This window comes from Chromobacterium haemolyticum DSM 19808 (assembly GCF_000711885.1).
Taxonomy (GTDB): domain Bacteria; phylum Pseudomonadota; class Gammaproteobacteria; order Burkholderiales; family Chromobacteriaceae; genus Chromobacterium; species Chromobacterium haemolyticum.
Map to the genome: position 1 here is coordinate 20,207 of NZ_JONK01000036.1, position 26,042 is coordinate 46,248.

A 26,042-nucleotide genomic window follows, 5' to 3' on the forward strand; every position below is an offset into this window, starting at 1 on the left:
TCACCACAAAAGGGAGCAAAACATGCTGCTAAATGAACAGCTTGCCGTGAGCGCCAAACCGCGCCTGAGCGTGCGCGTGGCCAGTGAAGCGCAGGATATCCGCCGCGCGCAGAAGCTGCGCTTCGATGTGTTTGCCGGAGAAATGGGCGCGGAGCTCGGCTCGCGCGATCTAGGCATCGATTGCGACGAGTACGACGAGTTGTGCGACCACCTGATCGTGGAAGACGCCGCCAGCGGCCTGGTGGTGGGCACTTACCGCATGCTGTCCCCGGCTATGGCGCGCCGCGCGCCCAGCCTGTATTCCGAGCACGAGTTCGATCTGACCCGGCTGGCCCACCTGCGCGCCGGCCTGATCGAAGTGGGCCGCTCCTGCGTGCACCGCGATTTCCGCTCCGGAGCGGTGATCGCCCTGCTCTGGTCCGGCCTGGCCGACTACGTTCAACTGCACGGCGGTCAATACCTGGCCGGCTGCGCCAGCGTGTCGCTGAGCGACGGCGGCCACCAGGCGGTCAGTCTGTACCGTCAACTGGAAGCCAAGCACCTGTCGCCGGCGGAATGGCGGGTGTTCCCCCACCTGCCGCTGCCTCTGGACCGAGTCTGCGACGACGCCCCCTCCGCGCCGATGCCGGCGCTGATCAAGGGCTATCTGCGCGCCGGCGCCTATATCTGCGGCGAGCCGGCCTGGGACCCGGACTTCAACTGCGCGGACTTCTTCATGCTGCTGCCCATGGGCCGGCTGAGCAGCCGCTACAACAAGCACTTCGTCGGCTAGCGACAAGCGCTTGGCGCATGGTCGGATGCTACAATCCGGCCATGAGTTACACCTTTGAAACGATAGGCGTGATCCATTCGCCCTACCGCGAGAAATTCGGGATCCCGCGCCAGCCCTCGCTGGTCAACGCCGCCCGCATCACGCTGGAGCTGCTGCCGCCCTACGACCACCCGGACATGGTGCGCGGTCTGGACGCGTTTTCCCACGTCTGGATCAGCTTCGTGTTTCATCAAACCGCCGACCGCGGCTGGCAGCCGCTGGTGCGGCCGCCGCGGCTGGGCGGCAACGCCAAGGTCGGCGTATTCGCCAGCCGCGCCACCCATCGCCCCAATCCGCTAGGCCTGTCACTGGTGCGGCTGTTGCGCGTGGACACCCAGCCCAAGGTAGTGCTGACGCTGGAGGGCGCCGACCTGCTGGACGGCACCCCGGTGCTGGACATCAAACCCTATATACCCTTCGTCGAAGCCAGGGCCGACGCCCGCGGCGGCTTCGTCGATGGCCCGCCGCCGCAATTGAGCGTGGGCTGGGACGCCGCAGCTCACGCGCAACTGGCCACCGAAGCCAGCCTGCCGGACGATTTCGCCGCGCTGGTGGAACAGGTGCTGGCCCAGGATCCGCGCCCGGCCTACCAGGACGACCCGGAACGGATTTACGGCGTGGCGCTGCACCAGTGGAACGTGCGCTTCCGCGTGGAAAAAAACCATGCGCAAGTCATTGAAATTCAGCCATTGACCCCGAACTAATTTTTTGCGCCCCAGTCATACCGGGGCGATACCAACCACTCAGGAAAAAAGCAAATATGACCACCCGCGCGAAGACGATCATGCTCGCCTTCACCATGGTTTCCATGTTGGCCGCCCCGTTCGCGGAAGCGGCCCGCCTAGGTAAAGGCAAGAGCGCCGGCATGCAGCGCTCGGCCCCCACCCGTTCTTACCAACAACAAGCGCCGGCACGCCCGGTGGCTCCGCCCGCGCAAGCGCCTGCGCCGGCTCAAGCTCAACCCAAGTCCGGCCCCGGCATCGGCACCGCCGTAGCCGCCGGCGCAGCCGGCGCGGCAGCCGGTTATATGCTGGGCTCCGCCATGAGCGACAAAGGCGGCCAACAGCAAGCTCCCGCCACGGCTAACGGCAACGCAGATCCGGCCCTCGCGGCGCAAGCCCAAGGCCAGCAGCCGCAGAAGAGCGGCGGCATGCCCTGGGGCACGCTGGCCCTGCTGGGCCTGGTGCTGGTAGGCGGCTATATGTTCTTCCGCCGCAAGGCCGGAGCGGCGCGTCCGGCCATGGGCTCGGCGCAGCCGGCAGGCATGCCGCAGAACATGGGCGGCTATCAGGAGCCGGCGCGTTTCGACTCCATCCCGAAAATCGGCTCCGGCCTGGGCGGCGCGCAGCCGGCCTTCGGCGCGGCTGCGGCCTACGACGCCCCGGCCCGCCTGCCGGACGGCACGGAAACCCCGAACTTCCTGCGTCAGGCCAAGGCCACCTTCCTGCACCTGCAAAGCTTGAACAGCACGGAAAGCCTGGAAGAAGTGCGCAAGTACATGACGCCGGACCTGTTCAACGCCTTGCGCGAGGACATCGCCGGCAATACCGACGTGGCCGACTTCCCGCAGTTGGACTGCCAGCTGTCCGAAGCCAGCACCGAAGGCAACCGCTATATCGCCAGCGTGCGCTTCTCCGGCATGGTCAGCGAAGCCGTAAACGCGCCGGCCGAGCCGTTCACCGAATACTGGCACTACATCAAGGACGACAGCACCAACGGCAAGTGGTTGGTGGCGGGCATCCAACAGTAATAAGGTTTTTAACATCTTTATCCAAACGGGCCTCTTGGCCCGTTTTTTATTTTTAATGGCGATGCACTAAACTGGAATGCCAATTGCTTCAGGCAAAAAAACAATACTGGCCATAGAGTCCGCGCCACGGAGGGCAGCTATTCCATGAAAGAATTCGAGCATGCCGGCTTGAAACTCGGCAGTCACTTCCAGCCTATCTACAGCCTGGCCCATCGCCGCACGATAGGAATGGAAGCCTTGCTGCGCGCCAGACAGGACACCTCGCCGCTGACGCCGGCGGAGGCCTTTTACTCCGTCGTCTCTCCCGAACGCCGCCACCAGTTGGATCTGGCCGCGAGCGAAGCCCATGCCGTCCGTTTCAGCCAGATGCAGAGCGACCACCCTTGCTGGCTGTTTCTCAATATCGACGCCGCGTCCTTGTCGCGGCCAGAACGCGCGATGGCCTTGGCCAACAGCATCAAGGCCGCCGGGCTGGACCCCAGCCAGGTGGTGCTGGAAGTGCTGGAACATGTGCTGGAAGTGGACGAGGCGCTGATTGAAGGCGTCAATGTACTGAAAAGCAGCGGGTTTCTAATCGCCATCGACGACTTCGGCGTCGGCCACTCCAATCTGGACCGGGTCTGCCAGCTAGAGCCGGACCTGGTCAAATTCGACCGACACCTGCTGCGCGCCGCCGTCCATCAGCCACGCACCCGCAATCTGCTGGCCAAGCTGGTGCGGCTGATGCACGAAATTGGTGCCTTGGTGGTGGAAGAAGGGATAGAAACCGATCAGGATGTTCTGATCGCGCTGGAATCGGGCTGCGATTTGGTGCAAGGCTATTTCGTCGCCCACCCCAGCGACCAGCCGGATCAGGACCACATCATCACCCCGCGCATCGATGAGCGCTGGGATGAGCTGATGGCGCGCGAACTGCTGAAACGCAAACTGACCCGGCGCCAGATCGAGCTGGCGCGACAATCTTTTGTTCAAAGCGCCATCTCGCTCATGCAAGGCACGCCATTCGACTTGGCCGCCAAGCCGATGCTGGCGCTGCCGGACGTGGTGCGCTGCTTCCTGCTGGACAGCGCCGGACGCCAAATCGGCCGCAACCTCAACAGCCGCCAGCCGCAAGCCGCCGCCAACCCCAAGTTCGCGCCGCTGCTGGATACCACCGGCGCGGTCTGGTCTCGGCGCAGCTACTTTCAACATGCGGTGGACCAACCCGGCGTGCTGTATATGAGCGAGCCGTATCTGTCGATGACAGACACCCGTTCCTGCGTAACCATCTCGATGGCGATAGAAATCGACGAAATCATGCACGTGCTGTGCGCCGACGTGCTGATTCCCCAACACTGACCGCGGCCGCGCTACGCATCAACGAAACTTCAGAATGTCCTCGGCGGCCGGCTGCGGCGTATAGGCGGCCGTCAAGGAGGGCTCCTCGTCGCCGGGCTCCGGCGCGGCCATCGGTTTGGGAGGCGTTTTGATCCGAGCCACTTCCGCCTTCATCGCGGCGCTGGCGCCGGCTTGCAGCAATTCGCCGCGTAGCTTGGCCAGCGCGGTTTCCGCCGCTTGGCTGTCCGCGGCGCTCAGGCGCAACTCGCTCTGAGCCTTCAACAACTGGCTTTTCGCCTCGGACAACTCCCGCTCCAGTTCGCCGACGCGGGCCTCGGCCTTGTCCATGCGCTCGCGGAACGCTTCCGCCTGCGGCTGCGCCACCGCCAGGTCTTGCGCCTGCTGCGCGGTCAAGGCCAAGGAAGCCGACAGCTGACGGCGCGTGGCGTCCAGCTCGGCTGCCTGACGTTCGAAGGCGTCGGCAAGCTCGGCGCGCAGATGGTCCAGTTCGGCCCGCTCCCGCTCCCAGGCCGCCTGGGCGGCGCTCAAGCTGTCGTTGGCCAGCGCCTTGGCTTGCGTCCAGATCGCTTCCAACGCGGCCAGCCCCGCCTGGCTGACGCCTTCCGGCACCTCCCCGTCCAAGGCCGCCGCCGTCGCCGGCTGCACTCGCCGCCAGTCTTTGAGCACCACGCTGGCCGAGTCCATGTCCACGCCCGCCAGTTGGCGGACCTGGTCCACGGCGGGGTGCTGCTTGCGACCGGACTTCTCGTATAGTTCCGTAGCCGCCGCGATAATGCGCTCCCGTGTCTCCGCCGATATCTTGCCCGCCTGGTTCATAAAGCCGCGTCCTCGCCCATCTTTCCAACTGCGTTGCCGGTACGCCTGGCGGATGCCAGGCGTCAGAAATACGCCGAAACCCACAGGGTTCGGCAGCAAGGCAAATTCCAGCAGAACCGCCGGCAAGCGGACATAGGATTTTTCCTAAAAAAATAGGCGATTCCTCGCCCCCGCCCCGCCTGACAATGAAAAAGCCCGGCCTAAGCCGGGCTGGTCCTCGCGGGACATCCGCGTCACTGCGCGATGTCGTTGATGTATTCGAACAGGGTCACCACTTTTTGCACACCGGAAGTCTCGCTGACCACCTTCGCCGCCGCAGCGCCTTCGGCCTGGGTCACCATGCCCAGCATGTAGACCACGCCGCGCTCGGTCACTACCTTGACGTTGTTGGGGTTGTAGCCTTTGCCGTCCAGCAGCCGGGTGCGCGCCTTGCTGGTCACCCAGGTATCGCTGCTGCGCTCGGAAAAGCCGGACGAAGGCGCCACTACCGTGTAATTGAACACACGGCGCACATTGGGGATGCCGCGCGCTGTCAGTTCCGCTTGCTGGCGCGCCTGCTCGCTGGGCACTTCGCCGGTCAGCAACACCGCGCGGTTGAAGCTGGTGGTGTTGACGTGGGCGGACGGCAACAGTTTGCCGATCTGGTCGGCGGCTTTCAGTTCGATGCCCTGATCGTCCACATAGGCGCCGCTAGTGCGACGGTCGGTGGCCACCAGCGCGCCGCCGGCGGCGCCCGCCGCCACTACGCCGAAACAACCGCTCAAGGCGCTGCTGAAACCAGCAGCCAGCAATACCGCGAATACGCGACGCTTCATCATTCACCTCCCAACAGCATGTAATCAATGGTGTCGCACAAGGCGTGGACCACCAGGGTGTGCACTTCCTGAATCCGGCAACGGCGCAACGCCGGCACAATCAACTGAATGTCTTCCGGCGACAGGATCTCGGCCACCTTGCCGCCATCCATGCCGGTCAAGGCGATCACGCTCATGCCGCGCTCGTGCGCCGCGTAGATGGCCTCGATCACATTGGCGGAATTGCCGGACGCCGAAATCGCCAGCAGCAAATCATTGGTATGTCCCAGCGCGCGCACTTGCTTGGAAAACACCATGTCGAAATCGTAATCGTTGCCGATAGCGGTCAAGGCGGAACTGTCCGTGGCCAGCGAAATCGCCGCCAATCCCGGCCGCTCCTTCTCGAAGCGCCCCACCATTTCCGCGGCGAAGTTTTGCGCGTCCGCCGCCGAACCGCCATTGCCGCAAGCCAGAATCTTGCCTTCGTTCATCAGGCAAGCCACCATCTGTTCCGCCGCCGCGGCTATCGCCGGCGACAACAGCTCCATCGCCTCTTGCTTGACGGCGATGCTTTCCAGGAAATGCCCGCTGACGCGGTCAATCAAATCCATGGGACATCCTTATCTTTTAGGGCCTATCGGCCCATAGCACTACATGAAAATATTCTGCAGCCATTGCGGCTCCGCCTCGCCCACGGTCAACACCGCGTCAAAACGGCATGGCGCGTCTATTCCCTTTTGGGACAGATAGACCTCGGCGGCCAGCATGAGTTTCCTTTGCTTGACCGCGCCTATACTGGCGGCCGCGCCGCCAAAGGCCGCGCTGGCGCGATGACGCACTTCGATGAACACCCAGTAGCGCCCATCGCGCATGATCAGATCGATTTCGCCGCCGCGACAGGACCAGTTGCGCTCCACCAGCGTCAGGCCCCGTTTCAGCAGCCAGGCCAGCGCCCTATCCTCGGCAAGCCGGCCCTGAAGATTCACTACGGTTGCTCCACGCTTAGCACCGCCATCGGCAACTGACGCTCGAACAGACGGTCGCGCCCCAGCCTCAGGTCGCCGGTGACGCCGTCCAGCCTCAGCCCCGCCGGCTGCCTGGCGCCCGCCAGCAGCACCGCCAGCCGCCAGGCGTCCACGCCCAGGGCATACAAACGCTCAGTCTGCATCGTCAACGCCGTCGCCGGCCGCGGATAGCGTTTCACCGCCGGGTGCTCCGGCATCAGGAACCAGGGCATGTCTATCACCCTCACTCCGGCCAACGCCGCCACGCTGCCGCGGCCGTTGAGCTGTGAGGTGCCGTACACCGGCAGTTCCGGCGCCAGCGCGGCCTTGACGATGCCGGCCTCCTGGGCGTCCAGCGCCATGAACACCGCGTCCGCGCCGGCCGCCGCCTGCAGTATCGCCGGCAGACTGTCCTGCTTGGCTTCCAAGGTCATGGGCGACTTGCCGCGGCTCAAAGCTCTCCACTCGTCGATGAAAGCCTGGCGCAACCGCTGGGACAGGTTGTCCGCGCCGAACAACAGCAAGGGGTTGGCCCTGCCGTCCGCATACATCAGACGCGCTACTTGGCGCGCCTCGCCTTCGACGATCAGCGACAAGGAGAACAGTTTGGGGTTGGCCGGCACTTCACGGCCTATCGAATTCAAGGCCAGCGTGGGCACCGACACCAGCGGCGCCACCGCGGCGATGGCGCCGCGCGACAGCGGGCCTATCACCACATTGACCCCGCCAGCCAGCGCCTGACGGTAGCTGGCCACCGCGGTGTCCTCGGACGCGTCTATGGGCACCAGCTCGGCGTTCTGATCCACGCTCGCCGCCGCCTCCACTCCGCTGCGCACCACCGCGGCGGCTTCGCCCAAAGTGGCTGAGCCGGTGGGCAGCAGCAGGCCGACGCGCAGGCGGCCGTTGACCGGCTGCGGTTTCGTCGCCGTCGCGCTGGCATCGCGCGGCGCGGCCTTCGGAACAAGCGGCTTCGGCGCCGGCTGGCCCAGCAACTTGAGCGGCGCGGTGTTGCTTTGGATGATATAGTCCGGGGTTTGCGCCATTGTCGGCGTCAACCAAGTCATCAAGACGCCAACCAACAGCGGAGTCAGTCTTTGCATACTTCGTTCGCTCATCTGCTTGAATCAGCCAGGGAAAGTTTCTGTCGCGGCACATTATATGTGGTGGCCACGCCCATTGGAAATCTGGCGGACATCAGCGCCCGCGCCTTGGCGGCTTTCAGCGCCGCCGACGTGGTCTGCGCCGAGGACACGCGCGTCACCGGACAACTGCTGTCCGCCTACGGCATCCACGCTAAACGCCTGGTCAGCCTGCGCGAGCACAATGAGCGCGGCATGGCCGAACAAGTGGTGCGCTGGCTGTCCGAAGACCAAATCGTGGTGCAGGTATCGGATGCCGGCACGCCGGCGGTGTCGGACCCCGGCGCGCGGCTGGCGGAAGCGGTTCGCGCCGCCGGCTTGCCGGTGCGGCCGGTGCCCGGCTCCAGCGCGGTGATCGCCGCCTTGTCCGCCAGCGGATTGACCGCGCAGTCCTTCCTGTTTCACGGTTTCTTGCCGCCCAAGAGCGGCGAGCGCCGCAAAACGCTGCGCCAATGGCAATCCGCGCAACATCTGACCGTGTGCTATGAAGCGCCTCACCGCATCGTCGACGCCCTGCGAGACATCGTGGCGGAGCTGGGTGCGGAACGCCGCGTACTGCTGGCGCGCGAGCTGACCAAAACCTTCGAGACCTTCCGCAATCTCCCCGCCCAGGAAATGTTGGAGTGGGTGGAGTCCGATTCCAACCAGCAGCGCGGCGAGATTGTATTGATCCTGGACGCAGCCCCGGCGCGCGACGAAACCGATGACGCCGTGCCGGAAGAAACCGTGCGCGTGCTCAAGCTGCTGGCGGCGGAATTGCCCACCAAACAGGCCGCCTCCCTGGCCGCGCAGATCTGCGACGGCAACCGCAAACAGCTCTATGACCTTGCGCTCAAACTGAAGCAGGATTGAGCCGTCGCCCAGCGCCTGGGAAAAAAGGATTTACAAAGCGATTTGCTATCGCTATCATTCGTGTTCTCGGAATGCCGAAGACGCCCGGATGGCGAAATTGGTAGACGCAGGGGATTCAAAATCCCCCGCCGCAAGGTGTGTCGGTTCGAGTCCGACTCTGGGCACCAGCGATTTGGCAAGCCGAAACCCCAAAAACCCCGCACAGCGCAAGCTATGCGGGTTTTTTGTTGTCTTCTCTACTTAGCGCGGACTGAGACGAGACAAGACGAAACCCGCTGAGCAAGCGGAATGCGCCGATCGCGCATGAGCATTTCCAATGCGGGTTTCAACACCACAAGCCAACATGTGGCGGATCGTCAGCAGCTTCTTATTCGGGCAGCCGCACCGCCGACAATTTCCAGCCGAACCAGCCATCGCGCTTGAAAATCAAGCCCAAGGACTGTTCGGGTTTCTCCTTCTGTTTCACCGTCACCACGAAGCGGTCAATGTCTTCATAGCCCATGGCCGTGTCCACGCCGGCGCGCCGATCTTCCGATGCGCCGCCGCCGGTCGCCGGCTCATCGGCGCCGCCTTGCGGCAGACCCGGCTTGGGCTTGATCCCCCGCATCATCAAGGCCAGGCTTTCCGGCGTCACCATGGCGTCCACCACCGGGGCGATCACCGCGTCGGCAATGGCCGCGCCCATCGCCGCCAAAGGATTCTTATCCTTGGACTGGTTCAACTCCAGCACCGACTTGGGCGCAACCGCCTCTTTCAGACTATTGCGCAAGGCGGGGTAGTCCACATAACCGGACAACTTGGCCGCGTCGCGCGCGTCCAGCGCCTGCTGCATCCCGCGCACCGTCAGATACGGCGTCGCGTAGAACCACGCCCCCAAGGCCAACACCGCCGCGCCCAGCGCCAGCTTCACTTTGATGCTCATGCTTATCCCCCTGAATCGAGCGGCCGCGTCCATACGGCTCATAAAGTCTACAGACCGCCGGCCGGCGCGCAGATTCCCGCCGGCCACGGCAAAAAACGCGCGGCCGGTTTCCCTAAGCCTGTTCAAAGCCACGCGAGCAAGAGCGAGACTAGACGAAAACGAGCGAAAAAGCGGAGTGTACGAAGGGTACATGAGCATTTTGAGCTTGTACTCACCGTGCAACCCTCCACGAAGCGCAGCAGGCTTTGAGCAGGCTCTCAGAAGCGCGCCTCCATCCCCATCCGTATGGTCCGCCCCGGGATCGGCATGCTGATCACGGAGCCGGGATCCACCGCATAGCGGTTGGTCAGGTTATCCACATTGAAATTCACGTTGACTTGCTTGTTCAGGCGGTACTCGATGAACAGGTCCACCAAGCGTTCGGACGCCAGTTCCAACACCGGTTGCGCGCCAGTGCCCTTGAGCCAGTCCGCCGGATTGGTCTTGCCCGAATGGTAGCGCCAGCGTCCGCCCACGGTCAGATCGCCGTTCAACAAATGCTTGCCGGCGGAAATCACGTATACGCTCTTGGGCGGGATGCGGGTCGGGATCAGACTCCAGGCGAAGCCGTTCGGATTGCACACCGCGGCGTCGCGCCGGGTCGCCTGGTTCACCGAACACACTTCCGGGTCCAGGTAGCGAGTGGCGGCGGCTTCCACGAAGAAGGACGGGCTATGGTAGTCCAAGCCGAATTCATAGCCGCGCAGCTCCACCTTGTCGTAGTTGAGGAAGGTCAGATTGCCCTGCCACGACGGCATGCCCGGCGTCCTGTCCAGCCAGGCGCTGGAAATATAGTCCGCTACCTTGTTGTCGAAATAGGCGGCCTTGAAGCCGATGCGCTCCTGATCGCGGAACACGTTCTGGAAACTCGCCTTAAGGCCCAGTTCCAGGTTCAGCGAACGCTCCGGCCGCAAGGGGTTGTAAGGGTTGTAGCTGAAGACCTCGGACGAGGTGGTTGTTTCGTACAGGCTGGGGGTGCGGTAGGCGCGGCCGCCTTTGGCGTAAACATCCAGCCACTTGGCCAGATGAACGTCCACCTGGCCAGTCAGGTCCAGCTTGGGCGCGTAATCCGCTTCCAGATTGGTCGAATAGTCGCGCGTGGTCGAACCATGCAGATTCGTGCCCAGAGAGAAGCTGGCCCAGCGATAGGACAGGACGGCGTTGGCGAACAGGCTGCGCTCATTGCGCACCCCGTTGCGCGACGCTTCCAGCGTCCTCGGCTGCTCGGTGTAGCGGCTGGTGGGCTGGGTGCGCTCCTGCTGGAAGGCCAGGCCGTAGCTCAGGCTCAAGGGCAGGACATCCAGTTCTGATCGGTTGAGCACATTGAAACCGTGACGCTTGTTGTTGTAGGCATGCATGTACTGATCGCCGTAGGAGGCGCCGGGGCGGCCGGCCCATAGGCCGTTGTGCTGATCCAGATCCGCCTCGGTGGCCCACAGGCCCAAGTTCAGGTCGATCAGCTTGTTGTCGCTGGGCGTATAGCTGTAGTTGGCGCTATAGGCATGCACCACGGCGCTGCCCAGCGCCCATTGCGGCATCGACTCCACGCCTGGCGGCAGCTCTTGGAAATTCTTATCGTTGGAATTCTTGTACCAGTAAGCGGCCAGCAGTTCGCCGGCTTGCTGACGGTGGCGGCGGAAGATCAACTTCAAGCGCTGCGCGTCGTCCAGCGCGAAGCCCAGCTTGGCCAACAGAGAGTCGCTCTCGTAACTGGTGTTCACCACTTCCTGACCGCGCGACACCACCGCTTCCGGGTAGCCCTCATAGCCATGGACGCCGGCGAAGTAATTGCCGGTGCGCCGCTTGCTGTAAGCCAGCAGAGCGTCGAGGCCAGGCTGCCGATAAGCCAACGCCAGCGTGGCCGAACCGTTGTTGAACACTCGCGGGCTGAGGCCGTTGTTCAATTGGTAATACACTTGGTCGCGCTCGTCTCCAGGCACTGCGGGCATCTTGTTATTGTTGTACAGGCTGCCTTTCAACAGTACGCCGAAATCCTTGCCCGGACGCAGTACGTCCTCGACGCCCAAGGTACGCATCTGCACCAGGCCGCCAATCGCGCCGCTGGAGAAGGCGCCGTTGCTGGCCCCCTCCTCCACGCTGACCTTGCTGATCAAGTCGGAATCGATATAGGTACGGTCGCTGGTGCCCTGGTAGCCGCGGGCGGTATGGGTGGATTGCAGGCTGCCGTCTATCAATACCGGCACCCGCCCTTCGCCCTGCAGGCCGCGGATGCCCAGGTCGATGGCGCCGGCTTCGTTGCGGATATTGTTGACCTGCACGCTGGGCAGGGCGGAAAAGATGTCGGCGTTGCCAGTGCCGCGCGCGCGGCGCAATTGCGCCGCATCCAGCTCCTCGCCATGCAAAAGCGCGCGTTTGCGCTCGGCGCTGACGTGAACGGTTTCCAGTTGCGGCGCGGGCTCGGCGGCCAGCAGGGTTTGCGGGTAAGCCGCCGACAGCAATAGGCAGGCGGAAAGACTCCGGTATTTCATGATATGGGTGGGGTACTTGGGATAGGAGCGCCGAAGTTAATGCTAATGATTATCATTAACAACGTGATTATTCACACTCCACCTCACGCGACACCCATACTCGCCGCGGAATGACCTCCGCCGCTACTTGCCGTCCAACGGCACCTCCCAGCGCCGATCCTTGAGCGTGCGCATCACGATGTAGGAACAGATGTCGCGCATGCCGGGAATGCGGTTCAGCCGCTCCACGATGAAACCGCTAAAGGCCGCCAGATTGCGACAACGGACGTGCAGTACATAGTTGCTGGGACCGGCGACGATGTAAGCGGCGGCAATTTCCTCGAACTGCTGGATGCGGTTCATGAAATCTTCGTGCCAATCCTCGCGCGCCCGGTCCAAGGTCACGTGCACGATGGCCTCCAGCTCGTAGCCGAGCAGGGCCGGGTCCAACTGCGCGTGATAACCGCGTATCAGGCCCTGGCTTTCCAGCGTGCGCACTCGCCGCAGGCAGGCGGACGGAGACAGGGCCACCTGATCGGCCAGGTCCTGATTGCTGAGCCTGGCGTTGTGCTGCAATGCGGAAAGAATCCGGCAATCTATCGCATCAAGCTGCATTTGCAATTTCCCATCGTTATCTATCCGTTTCGCTGCAGTTCCTGCGAAAAGCATGCCATCAGCAAGAGCAACTTGCAATTTCTGGCGGAGGCCTTGGTGATAGCATGATTCCAAGCTTTTCGCCTCTCTGGAGCCGCTCCATGTTGCTTGACATCAGCCCCCCGCTGCGCGCCGGCCTGCCGGTCTGGCCCGGCGACACCGCTTTCGACGCCAGCCCGGCCTGGCAGCTGGACGCCCACTGTCCGGTCAACGTGGCGCGACTGACCCTGTCTCCGCACAGCGGCGCGCACGCCGATGCGCCGGCCCACTTCCAGGCCGCCGGCCAAGGCATCGGCCAAGTCGCGCTGGACGCCTACTTGGGGCCCTGCAGGGTGATTCACTGCCTGTCTCCCGGCCCTCTGATCCGGCTGGAGCAGATCCAGTCCCGGCTCGCCATCCAAACCGGGCCGCTGCCGCCGCGCCTGTTGATCCGCAGCTATACGCGCTACCCGCTGGAGTCCTGGGACGCGGACTTCCCCGGCGTGGAGGCCGCCGCCATAGATTGGCTGGGCGGCCAGGGCGTGCGCCTGATCGGCGTCGATACCGCCTCGCTGGACCCGATGGACAGCAAAACCATGGACGCCCATCACGCCACCGCGCGTCAACGCATGGCCATCCTGGAACAATTGCTGTTGGACCACGCGCCGGAGGGCGATTACGAGCTGATCGCGCTGCCGCTGAAGTTGATGAACCTGGACGCCAGCCCGGTGCGCGCCGTGCTGCGACCCTTGTCCGTTTCCACCCCTCTCGTGTAGGACCCGCCATGAAACACACTCGCGAAGCTTGTCTCATCGCCGATCAGCAAGACCCGCTGGCCGGCTTCCGCCAACGGTTCGACCTTCCGGCCAACACCATCTACCTGGACGGCAACTCGCTGGGCGTGCTCCCCAAGGGCGCGCTGGAGCGCAGCCAGCAGGTGATCACCCGCGAATGGGGTCATGATCTGATTCGCAGCTGGAACACCGCCGGCTGGTTCGAAATGCCGACGCGCTTGGGCGACAAACTGGCGCCGCTACTGGGCGCCGGCCCCGGCGAAACCGTGATCACCGACACCACCTCGCTCAACCTGTTCAAGGCGCTGGCGGCGGCCTTGCGCATCCAGCGGCAAGCCCACCCGGAACGCAAGGTGATCCTGTCCGAGCGCGACAACTTCCCCACCGATCTCTACATGATCCAGGGCATGATCGAATTCCTGCAGCAGGGCTATGAACTGCGCCTGATCGACGAGGCGCTGCCGCTGGAACAGGCGCTGGACGACAAGGTGGCGGTGCTGCTGCTGTCCCACGTCAATTACCGCACCGGCTATCTCTACGATATGGCCGCGGTGACCCGTAGCGCTCATCAACACGGCGCGCTGGCGATCTGGGACCTGGCCCACGCGGCCGGCGCGTTGCAAGTTGACCTGAAGGGCGCGGACGCCGACTTCGCCGTGGGCTGCACTTACAAATACCTGAACGGCGGCCCGGGCTCGCCGGCCTTCATCTGGGTGGCCCCGCGCCATCAAAACGCTTTCTGGCAACCCTTGTCCGGCTGGTGGGGCCATGCCAAACCCTTCGAGATGGCCGCCGACTACGCGCCGGCCCAGGGCATCCGCCGCTTCCTGTGCGGCACCCAGCCCATCGTGTCGCTGGCGTTGCTGGAGTGCGGCCTGGACGTGGCGCGAGAGGTGGACAGCCAGCAGCTGCGCGCCAAGTCCCTGGCCCTGACCGATCTGTTCATCGAGTTGGTGGAACAACGTTGCGGCGGGCATCCGCTGACCCTGATCACCCCTCGCGAGCACGCGCGCCGCGGCAGCCACGTCAGCTTCCGCCACCCGCAGGGCTTCGCGGTGATGCAGGCGCTGATCGCCAACGGCGTCATTGGCGACTACCGTGAGCCGGAAGTGCTGCGCTTCGGCGTCACCCCGCTTTACCTGAGCCATGCCGACATCTGGGACGCGGTGGAAATTCTGCGCGAGATACTGGACAGCGGCAGTTGGGACCGCCCGGAGTTTCATCGCCGCGGCGAGGTAACCTGAACCCGGCACGGCGCGACGTCCCAAACCGTCGCGCCTCCCTAGAGCCGCCGCCCGCGATCTCACGCGGCCGGCGGCTCAACAGCGCAAGGGACGTTAGATCCCGCAAATAGCGCCATCTACAGAGGAGAAACATCATGAGCAGCTTCCAGGACATCAAAGACAGAGAACAAGGCTTGCAACGCCGGCTCACCGCCGGACAGATGAGCATGATCGCCATCGGCGGCGCCATCGGCACCGGCCTGTTCCTCGGCAGCAAGTTCGCCATCGGCTTCGCCGGACCCAGCGTGGTGCTCAGCTACGCCATCGGAGGCCTGATTACCTTGTTGCTGATGGGCTGTCTGGCGGAGATGACGGTGGCGCACGCCACCTCCGGCTCCTTCGGCGCCTACGCCGAGCACTACGTCAGCCCCTTGGCTGGTTTCCTGGTGCGCTACAGCTACTGGGCCTGCGTGGTGCTGGCGGTGGGAACCGAAATCACCGCCGTGGCCGAATACATGCGCTACTGGTTTCCAGACACCCCGCCCTGGATCTGGATTCTGCTGTTCTCCAGCGCGCTGATCGGCGTCAACGCCGCCAGCGTCAAGGCCTTCGGCACCGTGGAGTACTGGTTCTCCTCCATCAAGATCTTCGCCATCCTCGCCTTCATCCTGATGGGCTGCTACGTAGTGTGGGGCAGCGGCAACCCTGCTTACGGCGCGCACAACTTCAGCGCCGACGGCGGCTTTTTCCCCAACGGTGTCTGGGGGATGTGGGTGGCGGTGGTCATTTCCATCTTCAGCTATCTGAGCGTGGAAATGATCGCGGTGGCCGCTGGCGAGGCCGAAAATCCGGAGCAGGCGGTGCGCCAGGCTTTCCGCGCCACGATCGCGCGGCTCGTGGTGTTCTACCTGCTGTCGCTGAGCCTGATCATCGCCATCGTGCCCTGGGGCCGCATCGGCTCCGGCAACAGCCCCTTCGTCACCGTGATGCAGGTGCTTAATATCCCCTACGCAGCCGGCATCCTCAACTTCGTGGTGGTGGTGGCCGCTCTGTCGGCGATGAACAGCCAGCTCTACATCACCACCCGCATGATGTTCAGCCTGTCGCGCGCCGGCGACGCGCCTGTAGGGCTGGGCAAACTGAACCCGCGCGGCATTCCGGTCAACGCGCTTCTGCTGTCCACCAGCGGCATCGCGCTGGCGGCGGTGCTGTACGTGCTGTTTCCGCAACAGGCGTTCACGCTGATGATTTCCTTGTCGATGTTCGGCGCCATGTTCACCTGGCTGATGATCTTCTACACGCATCTTCGCTTCCGCCGTCATCACGATCAGGCCGGCGGGCTGGATCTGCCATTCAAGATGCGCCTGTTTCCCTACAGCACGCTGACCGGGCTGGTGCTGATGCTGGCGATCATGGTCACCACCGTCTTTACCGAGGTCTTCCGGCTGACCCTGGTCTTCGGCCTGCCCTTCCTGCTGTTGCTGGTCGTCCTCTATCACAAAGTGCGCAGGCCGCGGCTGACGCCCGCGGCGCAAACGAATTAAGCCCAGTTGTGCAATCGCCAGGCCGGGTCCGCCCGGCCTGAGCCTGTTCAAAGGATTCCGCTTATGAGCGGAACAAGACGAAAACAGCCGGAAAAGCGGAATGTACCCGTGGTATATGAGCATTTCGAAATCCTTTGCAATACCGTACCGCCGCAGCGCGTCAGACTTTGAACAGGTTCTGACACCGCTATCGGATTCGGCATAGAATGTTCGACTCGATACCCAATCCGGATAGCCCGCCTCCGCCATGTCACGCCCGTCCGATCTCGCCCCCGGCGCCAGCCTGCCCGCGCTGCTGCGCGGCTTCGTCCTCCGCCATTGGCCCTACTACCTGCGCGCGGCGTTGATGCTGGCCGCCGTGGCGGTGCTCACCGTGCTGATTCCGCGCCAGATCGGCCAAATCGTCGACCTGCTGGCCAAGGGCGAGCTTGGCGGCTCGCAGCTGCTGCGCGAGCTGGGCTGGCTGCTGCTGTTCGGCGTGGTGATCTATTTGCTGCGCGCCGGCTGGCGGCTGCAATTGTTCGCCGCCGCCTACCAGTTGGGCGTGGAGTTGCGCACCCGGCTGTATCAGCGGCTAAGCCGTCAGGGACCGGGCTTCTACCATCACCAACGCACCGGCGACCTGATGGCGCGCGCCACCAACGACATCGACGCGGTGGAAATGGCTGCCGGGGAAGCCATGCTGGCGGGCTTCGACGGCAGCCTGACCTTGGTAATGGTGCTGGCGATGATGACCTTGGGCATAGACTGGCGGCTGGCCGCCGCCGCGCTGCTGCCCTTCCCGCTAATGGCCTTCGCCTTCTGGCGCATCACCCGCCGCGTGCACCAGGCTTGGGCCGGCTCGCTGCAAAGCTTCAGCAGGCTCAACGACCACGTTCAAGAGACGCTGAGCGGAGTGCGCACGCTGCGCACCCTGGGCTTGGAGGAACGCAACAGCGGCGAACTGGCCGGCCTGGCCGCTTCCGCGGCCGACAACAGCCTGGAGGCGCAACGTTGGGAGGCAGCGTTCGAACCGGTGGTGGGGCTGACCCTGAGCACCGCGGCGGCGGCCACGCTAGGCGTGGGCGGCTATCTGGTCTGGCAACAACAACTGACCATAGGCGCGCTGACCAGCTTCAGCATGTATCTGGGCCAGTTGATCTGGCCGATGTTCGCCGCCGGCTGGGTGTTGTCCCTGCTGGAGCGCGGCCGCGCCGGCTGGAACCGGCTGGAGCCCGTGCTGAGCGCGCCCGAGTCCGTGGACGACAGCGGCTCCAACACGACGGAGCCGGCTGGCGAACTGCGCTGGCACAATCTGGACTTCACTTACCCGGGACAGGCGACGCCGGCGCTGCGCGCGATCGAACTGCGCCTGAGCCGTGGCCAGACCCTGGGCATCGTCGGCCCTACCGGCAGCGGAAAATCCACGCTGTTGCGCCTGCTGCTGCGCCAATATCCGCTGCCGACCGGCAGCATCAGTTGGAACGGCGTGCCGCTGGAGGAATACAAGATGGACGCCTTGCGCGCGACGATTAGCTGGGTGCCGCAGGAGTCCTTCCTGTTCTCCGCCTCGGTGGCCGACAATATCGCGCTGACGCGCCCGGACGCCTCCGAGCGCGACATCGAACGCGTAGCGCGGCTGGCGGCGGTTCACGACGATATCCTGCGTCTGGCTCAGGGCTACGCCACCCCGGTGGGCGAAAAAGGCGTGGCCTTGTCCGGCGGCCAGCGCCAGCGCCTGGCCATCGCCCGCGCGCTGCTGGCCGACGCGCCGCTGCTGCTGCTGGACGACGCCTTGTCCGCGGTGGACACCCAGACCGAAACCCAGATCCTGCACCATCTGCGCGAAGCGCGCCGCGGCCGCAGCGTGATCATCGCCAGCCACCGGCTATCGGCGGTGGCCGACGCCGACCACATCATCGTGCTGCAGCACGGCGGCATCGCCGAAGCCGGCAGCCACGAGGCGCTGCTGCAACTGAACGGCTGGTACGCCAGCCAGTGGCGCTACCAACAACTGGAGGCCAGCCTGGATGAAATCTGATCAATCCGCGATCAATCGGCGCCGGGCGGTGGCCCTGCTGCGCCAATCCGCCGCTCCGGAAAACCGCCATGTGCTGTGGGGCACGCTGTGGCTGATCGCCGCCGCGCTGATGGAAGCGCTGTCGCCGCTGCTGGGCAAGGTATTCATCGACCGCTACCTTCTGCCGCGCACGCCGCAGTGGCTGGAAATGGGCCTGCTGCTGCTCGCCTGTCTGATGGCCGGCTACGTCGCCTCCAGCCTGCGTTATCTGCAACTGGTGCGCCTGTCCGGCGTGGCGATGCGCTCGGTGCAAAGACTGCGCGAGCAGGTTTACCGCCATGTGATCCGGCTGCCGATGGCTTTTTTCGACAAAGCGATCACCGGCCAACTGGTCAGCCGCGTCACCAACGACACCGAGTCGGTAAAGGCGTTGTACGTGCAGGTGCTGTTCGTGATGCTGGACAGCAGCATCGTGGTGATCGGCGTGATGGCGGCGATGGCCTGGCTGGATTGGCAGCTGATGCTGCTGGCGGCGATGCTGCTGCCGGCGATGCTGGCCATCGTCTGGCTGTATCAGCGCTGGAGCGCGCCGTCGGTGACGCGAGCCCGCGCGCTGCGCAGCGACATCAACGCTCAGATGGCGGAATCCATCTCCGGCATGAGCGTGCTGCAAGCCTCCAACGCCACCGGCCGCTTCGCCGAGCGTTTCGATCAGGCCAACCACAATTACTACCGGGCGCGGATCGCGGAACTGAGCGCCAACGCCTGGCTGCTGCGGCCGGCGCTGGACTTGCTGAAAGTGCTGCTGCTGGCCGGGGTGATCTACAGCTTCAGCCAACGGCCGCTGGGTGCGCTGCAGATAGGCGTGCTCTACGCCTTCATCAGCTATATCGGCCGCATGGTGGACCCGCTGATCCAGATCACCATGCAGTTCAGCCAGCTGCAGCAAGCGGTGGTGGCGGCGGCGCGGGTGGACGCGCTGCTGCAGGAGCCGGCCGCAACGGCCGGCCAAGGCGGGGGCCGCATTGGCCGGGGCGCCGTCAGCTTCCGCCAGGTGAGTTTCGGCTACCAGCCCGAACGGCCGGTGCTGCTTGATCTTTCGCTGGAGATTCCGGCCGGCGGCTTCATCGGCATCGTCGGCCACACCGGCAGCGGCAAGTCCACGCTCTTGTCGCTGCTGCTGCGCTTCTACGCGCCGCAAAGCGGCGAGATCCTGATAGACGACCAAGCGCTGGCCACTTTCGACGACGCGGCCTTCCGCGACGGCGTCGGCCTGGTGCCTCAGGAGCCCTTCCTGCTGGCCGCCAGCGCGCGCGACAACATCGCCATGGGCCGGCCGCTGTCCCAGCAGCAAATCGAGGACGCCGCACGCGCCGCCGGGGTGCATGACTTGATCCTGGCCTTGGAACAGGGCTACGACACCGATATGGGCGAGAGCGGCTCGCGGCTGTCCAGCGGACAGAAGCAGTTGATCGCCATCGCCCGCGCGCTGGCGGGCCGGCCGCGCATCCTGCTGCTGGACGAGGCCACCTCGCATATCGACAGCGAAACCGAGCAGCTGGTGCAAAGAGCGCTGGAACGGCTTCGCGGCCAGATCACGCTGATCTCCATCGCCCACCGGCTTTCCACCATACGCGACGCCGACCGCATCATCGTGCTCAACCACGGCCAGATCGCCGAAACCGGAAGCCACGAGGAATTGATGACCATGGGCGGCATCTACCAACGGCTATACTTGCTGCAGCAATTGCAGCCGGAAGCCGGCTGAACCAGCGACGACTCCGCCATGCACCGTTTTCTCTCCCCGCCCGCGTCCGACGCGCTGATCGACACCCACTGCCATCTGGACGCGCCGGAGCTGGCCCCGATGCTGTCCGCCGTGCTGGAACGCGCGCGCGCCGCCGGCGTGGGCCAGATCCTGGTGCCCGCGGTGCGCGCCGACACCTTCGCCGCCGCCGCCGCCCTGCGCCGCGACCACGGTTGCTGGATAGGCTTCGGCCTGCATCCCATCTACCTGGAACGGCATCTGGACGAGCATCTGGGAGAGCTGGAGCGCGCGCTGCGCGAACAGCGACCGGAAGCGGTGGGGGAAATCGGTCTGGATTTCTATCTGCCGGAACTGGACCCGGCGCGGCAGGAAGCCTTGTTCGTCGAACAGCTGAAACTGGCGCGCAAATACGCGCTGCCCGTGGTGCTGCATGTGCGCCGCTCGGTGGACCGCGTGCTCAAACATCTGCGCGAGCAGCGCGTCGAGCTAGGCATCGCCCACGCTTTCAACGGCAGCCCGCAACAGGCGGAAGCGATGCTGCGCCAGGGCATGAAGCTGGGCTTCGGCGGCGCGATGACCTACTCCGGCTCGCAGCGCATCCGCCGGCTGGCGGCCACCTTGCCGCTGTCGGGCCTGGTGCTGGAGACCGATGCGCCGGACATCCGCCCCGAGTTCGCCCAGGGCCGGCCCAACGAGCCGGCCCATCTGGCCGCCTTCAGCGCCTTGCTGGCCGAACTGCGCGGGCTGCCGGAACCGCAACTGCGCCAGGCCCTGCGCCGCAACAGCCTGGACGCTTTGGGCATCGCCGGCTGAGATGAAGCCTCTTCCCTCAGCACTTGTTCAAAGTCTGCTGCGCTTCGGCGATAGGCGTTGAAAACCAGCCCAAAATGCTCATGTACCACGTGCACATTCCGCTTTATTCACTGGTTTTCGCCTTGTCTCCCTCTTGCTCGCGAGACGTTGAACAGGCTCTCAGGTGCGAAAACGCCTGAGATTGGAGTCCAAATCCACCGACAACTGCTGCAACTCCTGCGATAGCCGGCTGGCCTGACCGGAGGCTTTGGCGGTGCTTTCGTTCATCTGCGCCATCTGCTCTACATTGCCCGCCACCAGTTGACTGGCGTGGCTCTGCTCCTTGATCGCGTTGGCGATGTCGGAGATGCGCTCAACCGAATGCTGCGACAGCTGATGAATTTCACGCAACGATTCGGCCACGCTGGAGGTGCTGCTGACGCCGCTCTCGATGCGGGCATTCGCCTGCTGCATGCTCTGATAAGCACGCTGAGTATCGGTCTGCACGCCCTCGATATGGGTGGATATTTCCGTCGTGGCCTGGCTGGTGCGTTCGGCCAGCTTGCGCACTTCATCGGCCACCACGGCGAAGCCGCGGCCCATCTCGCCGGCGCGCGCGGCCTCGATCGCCGCGTTCAAGGCCAAGAGATTGGTTTGATCGGCGATGTCGCGGATCACCCGCACAATGTCGCCAATATCGCTGGAGCGCTGATTCAATTGGTCCATCACGGTGGAAGTTTCCGTAATGCCGCTGGCGATCCGCTGAATCTCGCTGGCGGCTTTCTCCGCCAGGCCGTTGCCTCTATCCGCCTGCGCCATGGTCTGGCGCGCCTGATCTTCCACATCACGGGTGTTGTCCGCCACCAGATTGATACTGACCGACATCTGCTCAATCGCCGCCGCGCCGCTGGCGGCGGACTCCGCCTGATTGGCCGCGGCCCCGGACACCTGGGAACTGACGTCGGCCATTTGTCCGGAAGCGTTGGCCAATTGGGTGGCGTGCCCCTGCGCTTCCTGCACCAAGCGGCGCACGGTGCCGACCAAGGAAGCCAGCGACTCCCCGACACTGCCCAGCTCGTTACGGCCAAAGTCCGGCAGCTTCAAGTTCAGATCGCAGGTTTGCGCCAACTGCTGCGCGGAGTCCCGCATCTGCAGCAAGGGCACGCGGATGGAGCGGATGATGTACCAAGACACCACCAGGCTAGCCAGCAGGCCGATCACCACCGTGGCCAGCAACTGGCTGCGCACCGCGTCCGCGGAGGCGTCGATCTGGCTGCGCAGCTGCGCCACTGCGTCGGAACCGCCCTTGGCCAGCTTGGCCGAGACCTCTTCCATCTGGTGAATACTGCTCTTGTACTGGCCAAACGCCTTGTTGGCGTCGCTGGTGCCGGCAAGCTCCTGCTTGTCCACCTTCGCCGCCACTGCCTTGAAACCGTCCGCATAGCTGTTGAGCAGCCCGTCCAGCGCCGTCAGTTGCTGAGTGGCGTCGCCGTTCAGCGGGTGCGTGCCGGCGTTCTTGATCGCCGCATGCGCGCTCTCTATTGTTTTATTCCATTTCTCGCTGTACTCGGCGCGCTTGGCCGCGTCACCCATATTGATGAAATAGTCTTTCTCGAAGCGCCGCAGATTGCCCATGTGCTGCTGCAAACCCACCACGTCGCGGTAAAAGGCCAACTCATGGGTGCTGACATCCTCCACCCGGCTGGAAATACTCCCCAAGCCGATGAAAGCCAGCAAGCTGGTCACCGCCAGCGCCACCAACAACAAGGCGAAACCCAGGGTAATCCGGGCCGCAATCGTCATATTCCGCATTTACACACTCCCCAACCAAACTGTATTTTTTGGATTTCCGCCGATCAAGCCCGCGGTTTCGCCGCGATTGTAAACCAAGCCGTTTGCGGTTTTACTCGCATGACTCCGGCAAGTTTCACAGTCTGCGTCCCGCATGAGCCGCGGGCACAAAAAAAGCCGCCAGCATGAGCTGACGGCTTCCTTTTCGCTGCGCGCGGAGTCTACTGCGGTTGACGCGACAACTTGAAAGTTCTGGCAAAGCCCAATACACAGACGAAGAATAGTCCGCTCAAGAAGATTTCGCCCCATGCAAGTTGCTGCGACAGGCCGCGATCCGCCCAACCGCGCATCACGCCCTCGGTGAAATAGGCCAGGATGAACATGCTGGCCCATTGATAGGTATACAAGCGCCGCCCCAGGATGCCGCGCAGCGGCAGCAGCAGCACCGCCGCCTTAAGCGCCAGCAGCGAGCCGCCTGGACGCAGCGGCGCCAGCCACAGCTCCCAGGCCAGGCACAGCAGAATCAGCGCGATCAGCGACGCCGACGCGCCGTAATGCCAGGCGTTTCGATTCATGAACCATCCTCCAGCAATGGACGCTCCTTCTTGCGGCCCAGGAATACCGCCATCAGAATGCCCGCTTCGTACAGCAACCACAGCGGCACCGCTAGCAGGGTTTGCGACAGCACGTCCGGCGGCGTGACAACGGCGGCCACCACGAAGGCGCCGACGATGACATAAGGCCGGCCCTGACGCAGTTTTTCCACCGACACCACGCCCATGCGCACCAGCAGGATCACCACCACCGGCACCTCGAAGGTGACGCCGAAGGCCATGAACATGCCCAGCACGAAGGACAGGTATTTATCGATGTCGGTCATCATGCTGACCCCGACCGGCGTTACCGCCGACATGAAGCCGAACACCACGGGGAACACCAGGAAATAGGCGAAAGCCATGCCGATAAGGAAGAGCAGCAGGCTGGCCACTACCAAGGGCAGCACCAACCGTTTCTCATGGTGGTAGAGCCCGGGCGCGACAAAGGCCCAGATCTGATACAGGGTATTGGGCAGCGAGATCAGGAAAGCCACCAGCATGGTCACCTTGACCGGTACGAAGAACGGCGCGGTGACATCGGTGGCGATCATGTTCGCCCCCGCAGGCAGCGCGTCCAGCAATGGTTTGGCCAACAGGTGGTAGATATCCCCGGACCAATGGAACAGGCCGAGAAACACCAACGCGATACCGAGCAGCGCCCGCACCAGACGGGTGCGCAACTCAAGCAGATGCGCGAGCAAGGGTTGTTCATTCATGCGCGGGATTTCCAATGGATTCAGGAACGGCCGAAGCGGGAACCAGCTCCGCCCGGCCGGGTGCGGCCGGCCTCAGCGTAGCGATGGCGGCTCCACCGGCTGGGGCGGCGACGGCGGCAAGTCGTCGAACAGATCCAGTTGGTTCTCGTCCTTGACCGGCGCCGTCTCGGCCTGCGCCGCTGGCTCGACCGGAAGAGGCTCCAGCAGATCCGGCTGCAGGCCGCCGTGGATGACGTTGGCCGCCTCTTCCACCGGCGCGCGCGCCTCGTCCGCCAGCGCGCGCAGTTCGGCGCCGTTCTGCTCCATCGCCTCGCGCACGCCCCGAACTTCGGAATCGAGCTGGCCTTTGAACGACTGCGCGGCGTCCTCGATGTCCTGCCGCAATTCGTTCAGACCGGTCAAGTTGGCCTGCTGCTGGATATCGGCCTTCACCGTGGCCACAAAGCGCTGGGCGCGGCCCACCAACGCGCCCAGAGTGCGCGCCACCGTGGGCAGGCGCTCCGGCCCCAGCACCACCAGGGCCACCACGCCTATCAACAGGATTTCGCCAAAGCTGATTTCAAACACGCTTGAACCGCGCCTTATTTCTTGTCGGCGTCGCCGTCAATGATACGGCCGGTTTCGGCCGGCTTATCCTTGGCGGCCTTGTCGTTCTCGCCGTTCATGCCTTCCTTGAAGCCTTTAACGGCGCCGCCCAGATCTTCGCCGATATTACGCAGTTTCTTGGTGCCGAACACCAGCACCACGATCAGCAATACCACCAGCCAGTGCCAGATGCTGAAAGAACCCATGATTCACTTCCTTATCAAATCGAATGAATGCGCGGAGGCCGCCCGGCCGTCCGCTCCGGCCTGATCGGCCAATCAGTTTTTGTGGCCGAATACATGCACGTGCAGGTGAAACACTTCCTGCCCGCCGCCGCGGCCGGTGTTGATGCCGGTCTTGAAACCAGCCTCCAGACCCTGTTCGCGCGCCAATTTGGGCGCCAGCGTCAGCATCTTGCCCAGCACCGCCTCGTGCTCGGGACCGCAATGGGCCAGCGAGTCCACGTGTTGCTTGGGAATCAGCATGAAATGCACGGGAGCGATCGGACGAATGTCGTGGAAGGCCAGCACATCGTCGTCTTCGTAGATTTTATTGGCCGGAATCTGCCCGGCCACGATTTTGCAGAAGATGCAATCTGTCATTGTTGTCGGCTCTCGCTAAATCTTAAGGGGTGGGGGCGCGGGAGGCCTTTTCATCCAGGCCGGAAATACCCTCGCGCCGCTTCAACTCCATCAGCACGTCCTCGGGCCGCAGGCCATGATAGGTCAGCAACACCATGCTGTGGAACCACAGATCGGCCACCTCGCGCACCAAGTGCAGCTTGTCCTTGTCCTTGGAGGCCATCAGCGTCTCTGCCGCCTCCTCCGCCACTTTCTTCAAAATGGCGTCCTCGCCCTTGTGAAACAGGGACGCCACATAGGAAGACTGGGAACTGGCTTCGCGCCGCGCTTCCAGCGTGTCCGCGATGGTTTTCAGCACATCCTGGCTCATGTCGCTATTCCTTTACGCCGCAACCCCGGCAAGTATATGTCGTTCCGATGGCAAAACGATAACAATCGGCTTGCCGGCTGCCATTCTAACGGCCGGCCGCCGCGCGGCGTTGACCGCGCGCAAGTCAATCCTTGCGATAGATCGCATCCGGGTCCTTCAACACCGCGTCGACAACTACCCAATCCTGCCGCGCAGAGTCGAAACGTCGGTAGAAACAGCTTTCACGGCCAGTGTGGCAGGCAATGCCGCCAGCCTGCTCGATCTGCATCACCACCACGTCGCCGTCGCAATCCAGCCTCAGCTCCTTGACGGTTTGCAGATGGCCGGAGTCCTCGCCCTTCTTCCACAGCTTGCCGCGCGAGCGGCTCCAGTAATGAGCGACGCCGGTTTCCGCGGTCAAGGCCAGGCTGTCGCGGTTCATCCATGCCACCATCAGCACCCGGCCGCTGGCGGCGTCCTGGGCGATGGCGGCCACCAGGCCCTTGTCGTCCCATTTGACTTCATCCAACCAATTCATGGCTCACCTTTGCACCGCGCGCCTTGGCTATGAGTGGCGGCGCGGAAAATGATTCAGCGCGGCGTCCGCTTCGCTTCAAATTAAGACGCCGGCAAGTGGGTTTATGTTCTAAGAACCTGTTTACGATCTGCTGCGCGTTGGCGATACGGCGTTGAGAACAGCTTCAGAATGTTCATGTACCGTGTGTACATTCCGCTTTT

General features: G+C 63.9%; 27 protein-coding genes and 1 tRNA gene. 12 read left to right on the top strand and 16 right to left on the bottom strand.

All coding sequences use genetic code 11. The features are described 5' to 3' along the window. The first annotated feature begins 22 nt into the window (after window positions 1–22). The 4 genes from BR71_RS17590 (at window position 23) to BR71_RS17605 (ending at window position 3,899) form a co-directional block, all read left to right on the top strand. Window positions 23–772, top strand: a complete 750-nt coding sequence (locus BR71_RS17590; protein ID WP_043640605.1) for a GNAT family N-acetyltransferase — start codon at window positions 23–25, stop codon at window positions 770–772. Between the two features lie 41 nt (window positions 773–813). After that, window positions 814–1,515 (top strand): tRNA (N6-threonylcarbamoyladenosine(37)-N6)-methyltransferase TrmO, encoded by a 702-nt coding sequence (gene tsaA, locus BR71_RS17595; RefSeq protein WP_043640607.1) that lies wholly within the window; start codon window positions 814–816, stop codon window positions 1,513–1,515. A 56-nt stretch (window positions 1,516–1,571) separates the two neighbouring features. Further along, on the top strand, window positions 1,572–2,561 hold the full coding sequence (locus BR71_RS17600; protein WP_043640608.1) for a Tim44 domain-containing protein: 990 nt from the start codon (window positions 1,572–1,574) through the stop codon (window positions 2,559–2,561). A gap of 144 nt (window positions 2,562–2,705) precedes the next feature. After that, entirely contained in the window at window positions 2,706–3,899 is a 1,194-nt protein-coding gene (locus BR71_RS17605) for a sensor domain-containing phosphodiesterase (protein WP_043640611.1), read from the top strand. Window positions 3,900–3,917: 18 nt separating this feature from the next. Here the strand turns inward: BR71_RS17605 and BR71_RS17610 are convergent, their stop codons facing one another. The 5 genes from BR71_RS17610 to BR71_RS17630 form a co-directional block, all read right to left on the bottom strand. Continuing rightward, window positions 3,918–4,814 (bottom strand): DNA-binding protein, encoded by an 897-nt coding sequence (locus BR71_RS17610; protein ID WP_156039025.1) that lies wholly within the window; start codon window positions 4,812–4,814, stop codon window positions 3,918–3,920. 134 nt (window positions 4,815–4,948) lie between these two features. Further along, window positions 4,949–5,530 (bottom strand): BON domain-containing protein, encoded by a 582-nt coding sequence (locus BR71_RS17615; RefSeq protein ID WP_019102460.1) that lies wholly within the window; start codon window positions 5,528–5,530, stop codon window positions 4,949–4,951. Further along, entirely contained in the window at window positions 5,530–6,120 is a 591-nt protein-coding gene (locus BR71_RS17620; protein ID WP_043640614.1) for a phosphoheptose isomerase, read from the bottom strand. Before BR71_RS17620 ends, BR71_RS17615 begins: the two co-directional genes overlap by 1 nt. Before the next feature lie 39 nt (window positions 6,121–6,159). Further along, entirely contained in the window at window positions 6,160–6,495 is a 336-nt protein-coding gene (locus BR71_RS17625; protein ID WP_043640616.1) for a YraN family protein, read from the bottom strand. Then, window positions 6,495–7,613 carry a penicillin-binding protein activator gene (locus tag BR71_RS17630; RefSeq protein ID WP_043640619.1) on the bottom strand — a complete coding sequence of 373 codons (1,119 nt, stop codon included), beginning with the start codon at window positions 7,611–7,613 and terminating at the stop codon, window positions 6,495–6,497. The genes BR71_RS17625 and BR71_RS17630 overlap by 1 nt, the downstream gene beginning before the upstream one ends. Here BR71_RS17630 and rsmI point away from each other — a divergent pair. Both rsmI and BR71_RS17640 read left to right on the top strand, forming a co-directional pair. Then, the gene (gene rsmI, locus BR71_RS17635; protein ID WP_208854898.1) at window positions 7,608–8,504 is read left to right on the top strand and encodes a 16S rRNA (cytidine(1402)-2'-O)-methyltransferase; all 897 of its coding nucleotides are present in this window, start codon (window positions 7,608–7,610) and stop codon (window positions 8,502–8,504) included. The genes BR71_RS17630 and rsmI overlap by 6 nt on opposite strands. Window positions 8,505–8,586: 82 nt before the next feature. Further along, window positions 8,587–8,671, top strand: a tRNA-Leu gene (locus BR71_RS17640). A 200-nt stretch (window positions 8,672–8,871) separates the two neighbouring features. Here the strand turns inward: BR71_RS17640 and BR71_RS23080 are convergent. The 3 genes from BR71_RS23080 to BR71_RS17655 all read right to left on the bottom strand — a co-directional run bounded on the left by BR71_RS23080 (window position 8,872) and on the right by BR71_RS17655 (window position 12,548). After that, complete coding sequence (locus tag BR71_RS23080) at window positions 8,872–9,426, bottom strand: DUF2939 domain-containing protein (RefSeq protein ID WP_052370769.1); 555 nt, start codon at window positions 9,424–9,426, stop codon at window positions 8,872–8,874. A 257-nt stretch (window positions 9,427–9,683) separates the two neighbouring features. Beyond that, window positions 9,684–11,954, bottom strand: coding sequence for a TonB-dependent receptor domain-containing protein (locus tag BR71_RS17650; protein ID WP_043640624.1), 2,271 nt, complete (start codon window positions 11,952–11,954; stop codon window positions 9,684–9,686). Window positions 11,955–12,077: 123 nt separating this feature from the next. Next, on the bottom strand, window positions 12,078–12,548 hold the full coding sequence (locus tag BR71_RS17655; RefSeq protein WP_043640627.1) for an Lrp/AsnC family transcriptional regulator: 471 nt from the start codon (window positions 12,546–12,548) through the stop codon (window positions 12,078–12,080). 140 nt (window positions 12,549–12,688) lie between these two features. Here BR71_RS17655 and kynB point away from each other — a divergent pair, with 140 nt between their 5' ends. From kynB to BR71_RS17685, 6 genes are all read left to right on the top strand, one after another. Then, window positions 12,689–13,342 (top strand): arylformamidase, encoded by a 654-nt coding sequence (gene kynB, locus BR71_RS17660; RefSeq protein ID WP_043640630.1) that lies wholly within the window; start codon window positions 12,689–12,691, stop codon window positions 13,340–13,342. Between the two features lie 8 nt (window positions 13,343–13,350). After that, window positions 13,351–14,604, top strand: coding sequence for a kynureninase (kynU, locus tag BR71_RS17665; RefSeq protein WP_043640632.1), 1,254 nt, complete (start codon window positions 13,351–13,353; stop codon window positions 14,602–14,604). A 134-nt stretch (window positions 14,605–14,738) separates the two neighbouring features. Next, entirely contained in the window at window positions 14,739–16,127 is a 1,389-nt protein-coding gene (locus tag BR71_RS17670; RefSeq protein WP_043640636.1) for an amino acid permease, read from the top strand. 247 nt (window positions 16,128–16,374) lie between these two features. Next, entirely contained in the window at window positions 16,375–18,147 is a 1,773-nt protein-coding gene (locus BR71_RS17675) for an ABC transporter transmembrane domain-containing protein (RefSeq protein ID WP_043640639.1), read from the top strand. Beyond that, entirely contained in the window at window positions 18,137–19,894 is a 1,758-nt protein-coding gene (locus tag BR71_RS17680) for an ABC transporter ATP-binding protein (RefSeq protein WP_043640642.1), read from the top strand. Before BR71_RS17675 ends, BR71_RS17680 begins: the two co-directional genes overlap by 11 nt. 18 nt (window positions 19,895–19,912) lie before the next feature. Continuing rightward, window positions 19,913–20,707 carry a TatD family hydrolase gene (locus BR71_RS17685; protein WP_043640645.1) on the top strand — a complete coding sequence of 265 codons (795 nt, stop codon included), beginning with the start codon at window positions 19,913–19,915 and terminating at the stop codon, window positions 20,705–20,707. Between the two features lie 159 nt (window positions 20,708–20,866). Here the strand turns inward: BR71_RS17685 and BR71_RS17690 are convergent, their stop codons facing one another. The 8 genes from BR71_RS17690 to hisI all read right to left on the bottom strand — a co-directional run bounded on the left by BR71_RS17690 (window position 20,867) and on the right by hisI (window position 25,842). Beyond that, window positions 20,867–22,498, bottom strand: a complete 1,632-nt coding sequence (locus tag BR71_RS17690) for a methyl-accepting chemotaxis protein (protein WP_052370774.1) — start codon at window positions 22,496–22,498, stop codon at window positions 20,867–20,869. Window positions 22,499–22,698: 200 nt separating this feature from the next. Next, window positions 22,699–23,052 carry a DUF2069 domain-containing protein gene (locus tag BR71_RS17695; protein ID WP_043640648.1) on the bottom strand — a complete coding sequence of 118 codons (354 nt, stop codon included), beginning with the start codon at window positions 23,050–23,052 and terminating at the stop codon, window positions 22,699–22,701. Continuing rightward, entirely contained in the window at window positions 23,049–23,789 is a 741-nt protein-coding gene (gene tatC / locus BR71_RS17700) for a twin-arginine translocase subunit TatC (protein WP_043589550.1), read from the bottom strand. Before tatC ends, BR71_RS17695 begins: the two co-directional genes overlap by 4 nt. Window positions 23,790–23,861: 72 nt before the next feature. Beyond that, window positions 23,862–24,356, bottom strand: a complete 495-nt coding sequence (gene tatB / locus BR71_RS23085) for a Sec-independent protein translocase protein TatB (protein ID WP_052370776.1) — start codon at window positions 24,354–24,356, stop codon at window positions 23,862–23,864. Between the two features lie 14 nt (window positions 24,357–24,370). After that, entirely contained in the window at window positions 24,371–24,580 is a 210-nt protein-coding gene (tatA, locus tag BR71_RS17710; RefSeq protein WP_043589548.1) for a Sec-independent protein translocase subunit TatA, read from the bottom strand. A 72-nt stretch (window positions 24,581–24,652) separates the two neighbouring features. Beyond that, window positions 24,653–24,976 carry a histidine triad nucleotide-binding protein gene (locus BR71_RS17715; protein ID WP_019100820.1) on the bottom strand — a complete coding sequence of 108 codons (324 nt, stop codon included), beginning with the start codon at window positions 24,974–24,976 and terminating at the stop codon, window positions 24,653–24,655. A 22-nt stretch (window positions 24,977–24,998) separates the two neighbouring features. Continuing rightward, window positions 24,999–25,325, bottom strand: coding sequence for a phosphoribosyl-ATP diphosphatase (locus BR71_RS17720; RefSeq protein WP_043589545.1), 327 nt, complete (start codon window positions 25,323–25,325; stop codon window positions 24,999–25,001). Window positions 25,326–25,449: 124 nt separating this feature from the next. After that, a complete protein-coding gene (hisI, locus tag BR71_RS17725) occupies window positions 25,450–25,842 on the bottom strand; it encodes a phosphoribosyl-AMP cyclohydrolase (RefSeq protein ID WP_019103913.1) in 393 nt (130 codons plus the stop codon). Window positions 25,843–26,042 lie beyond the last annotated feature (200 nt).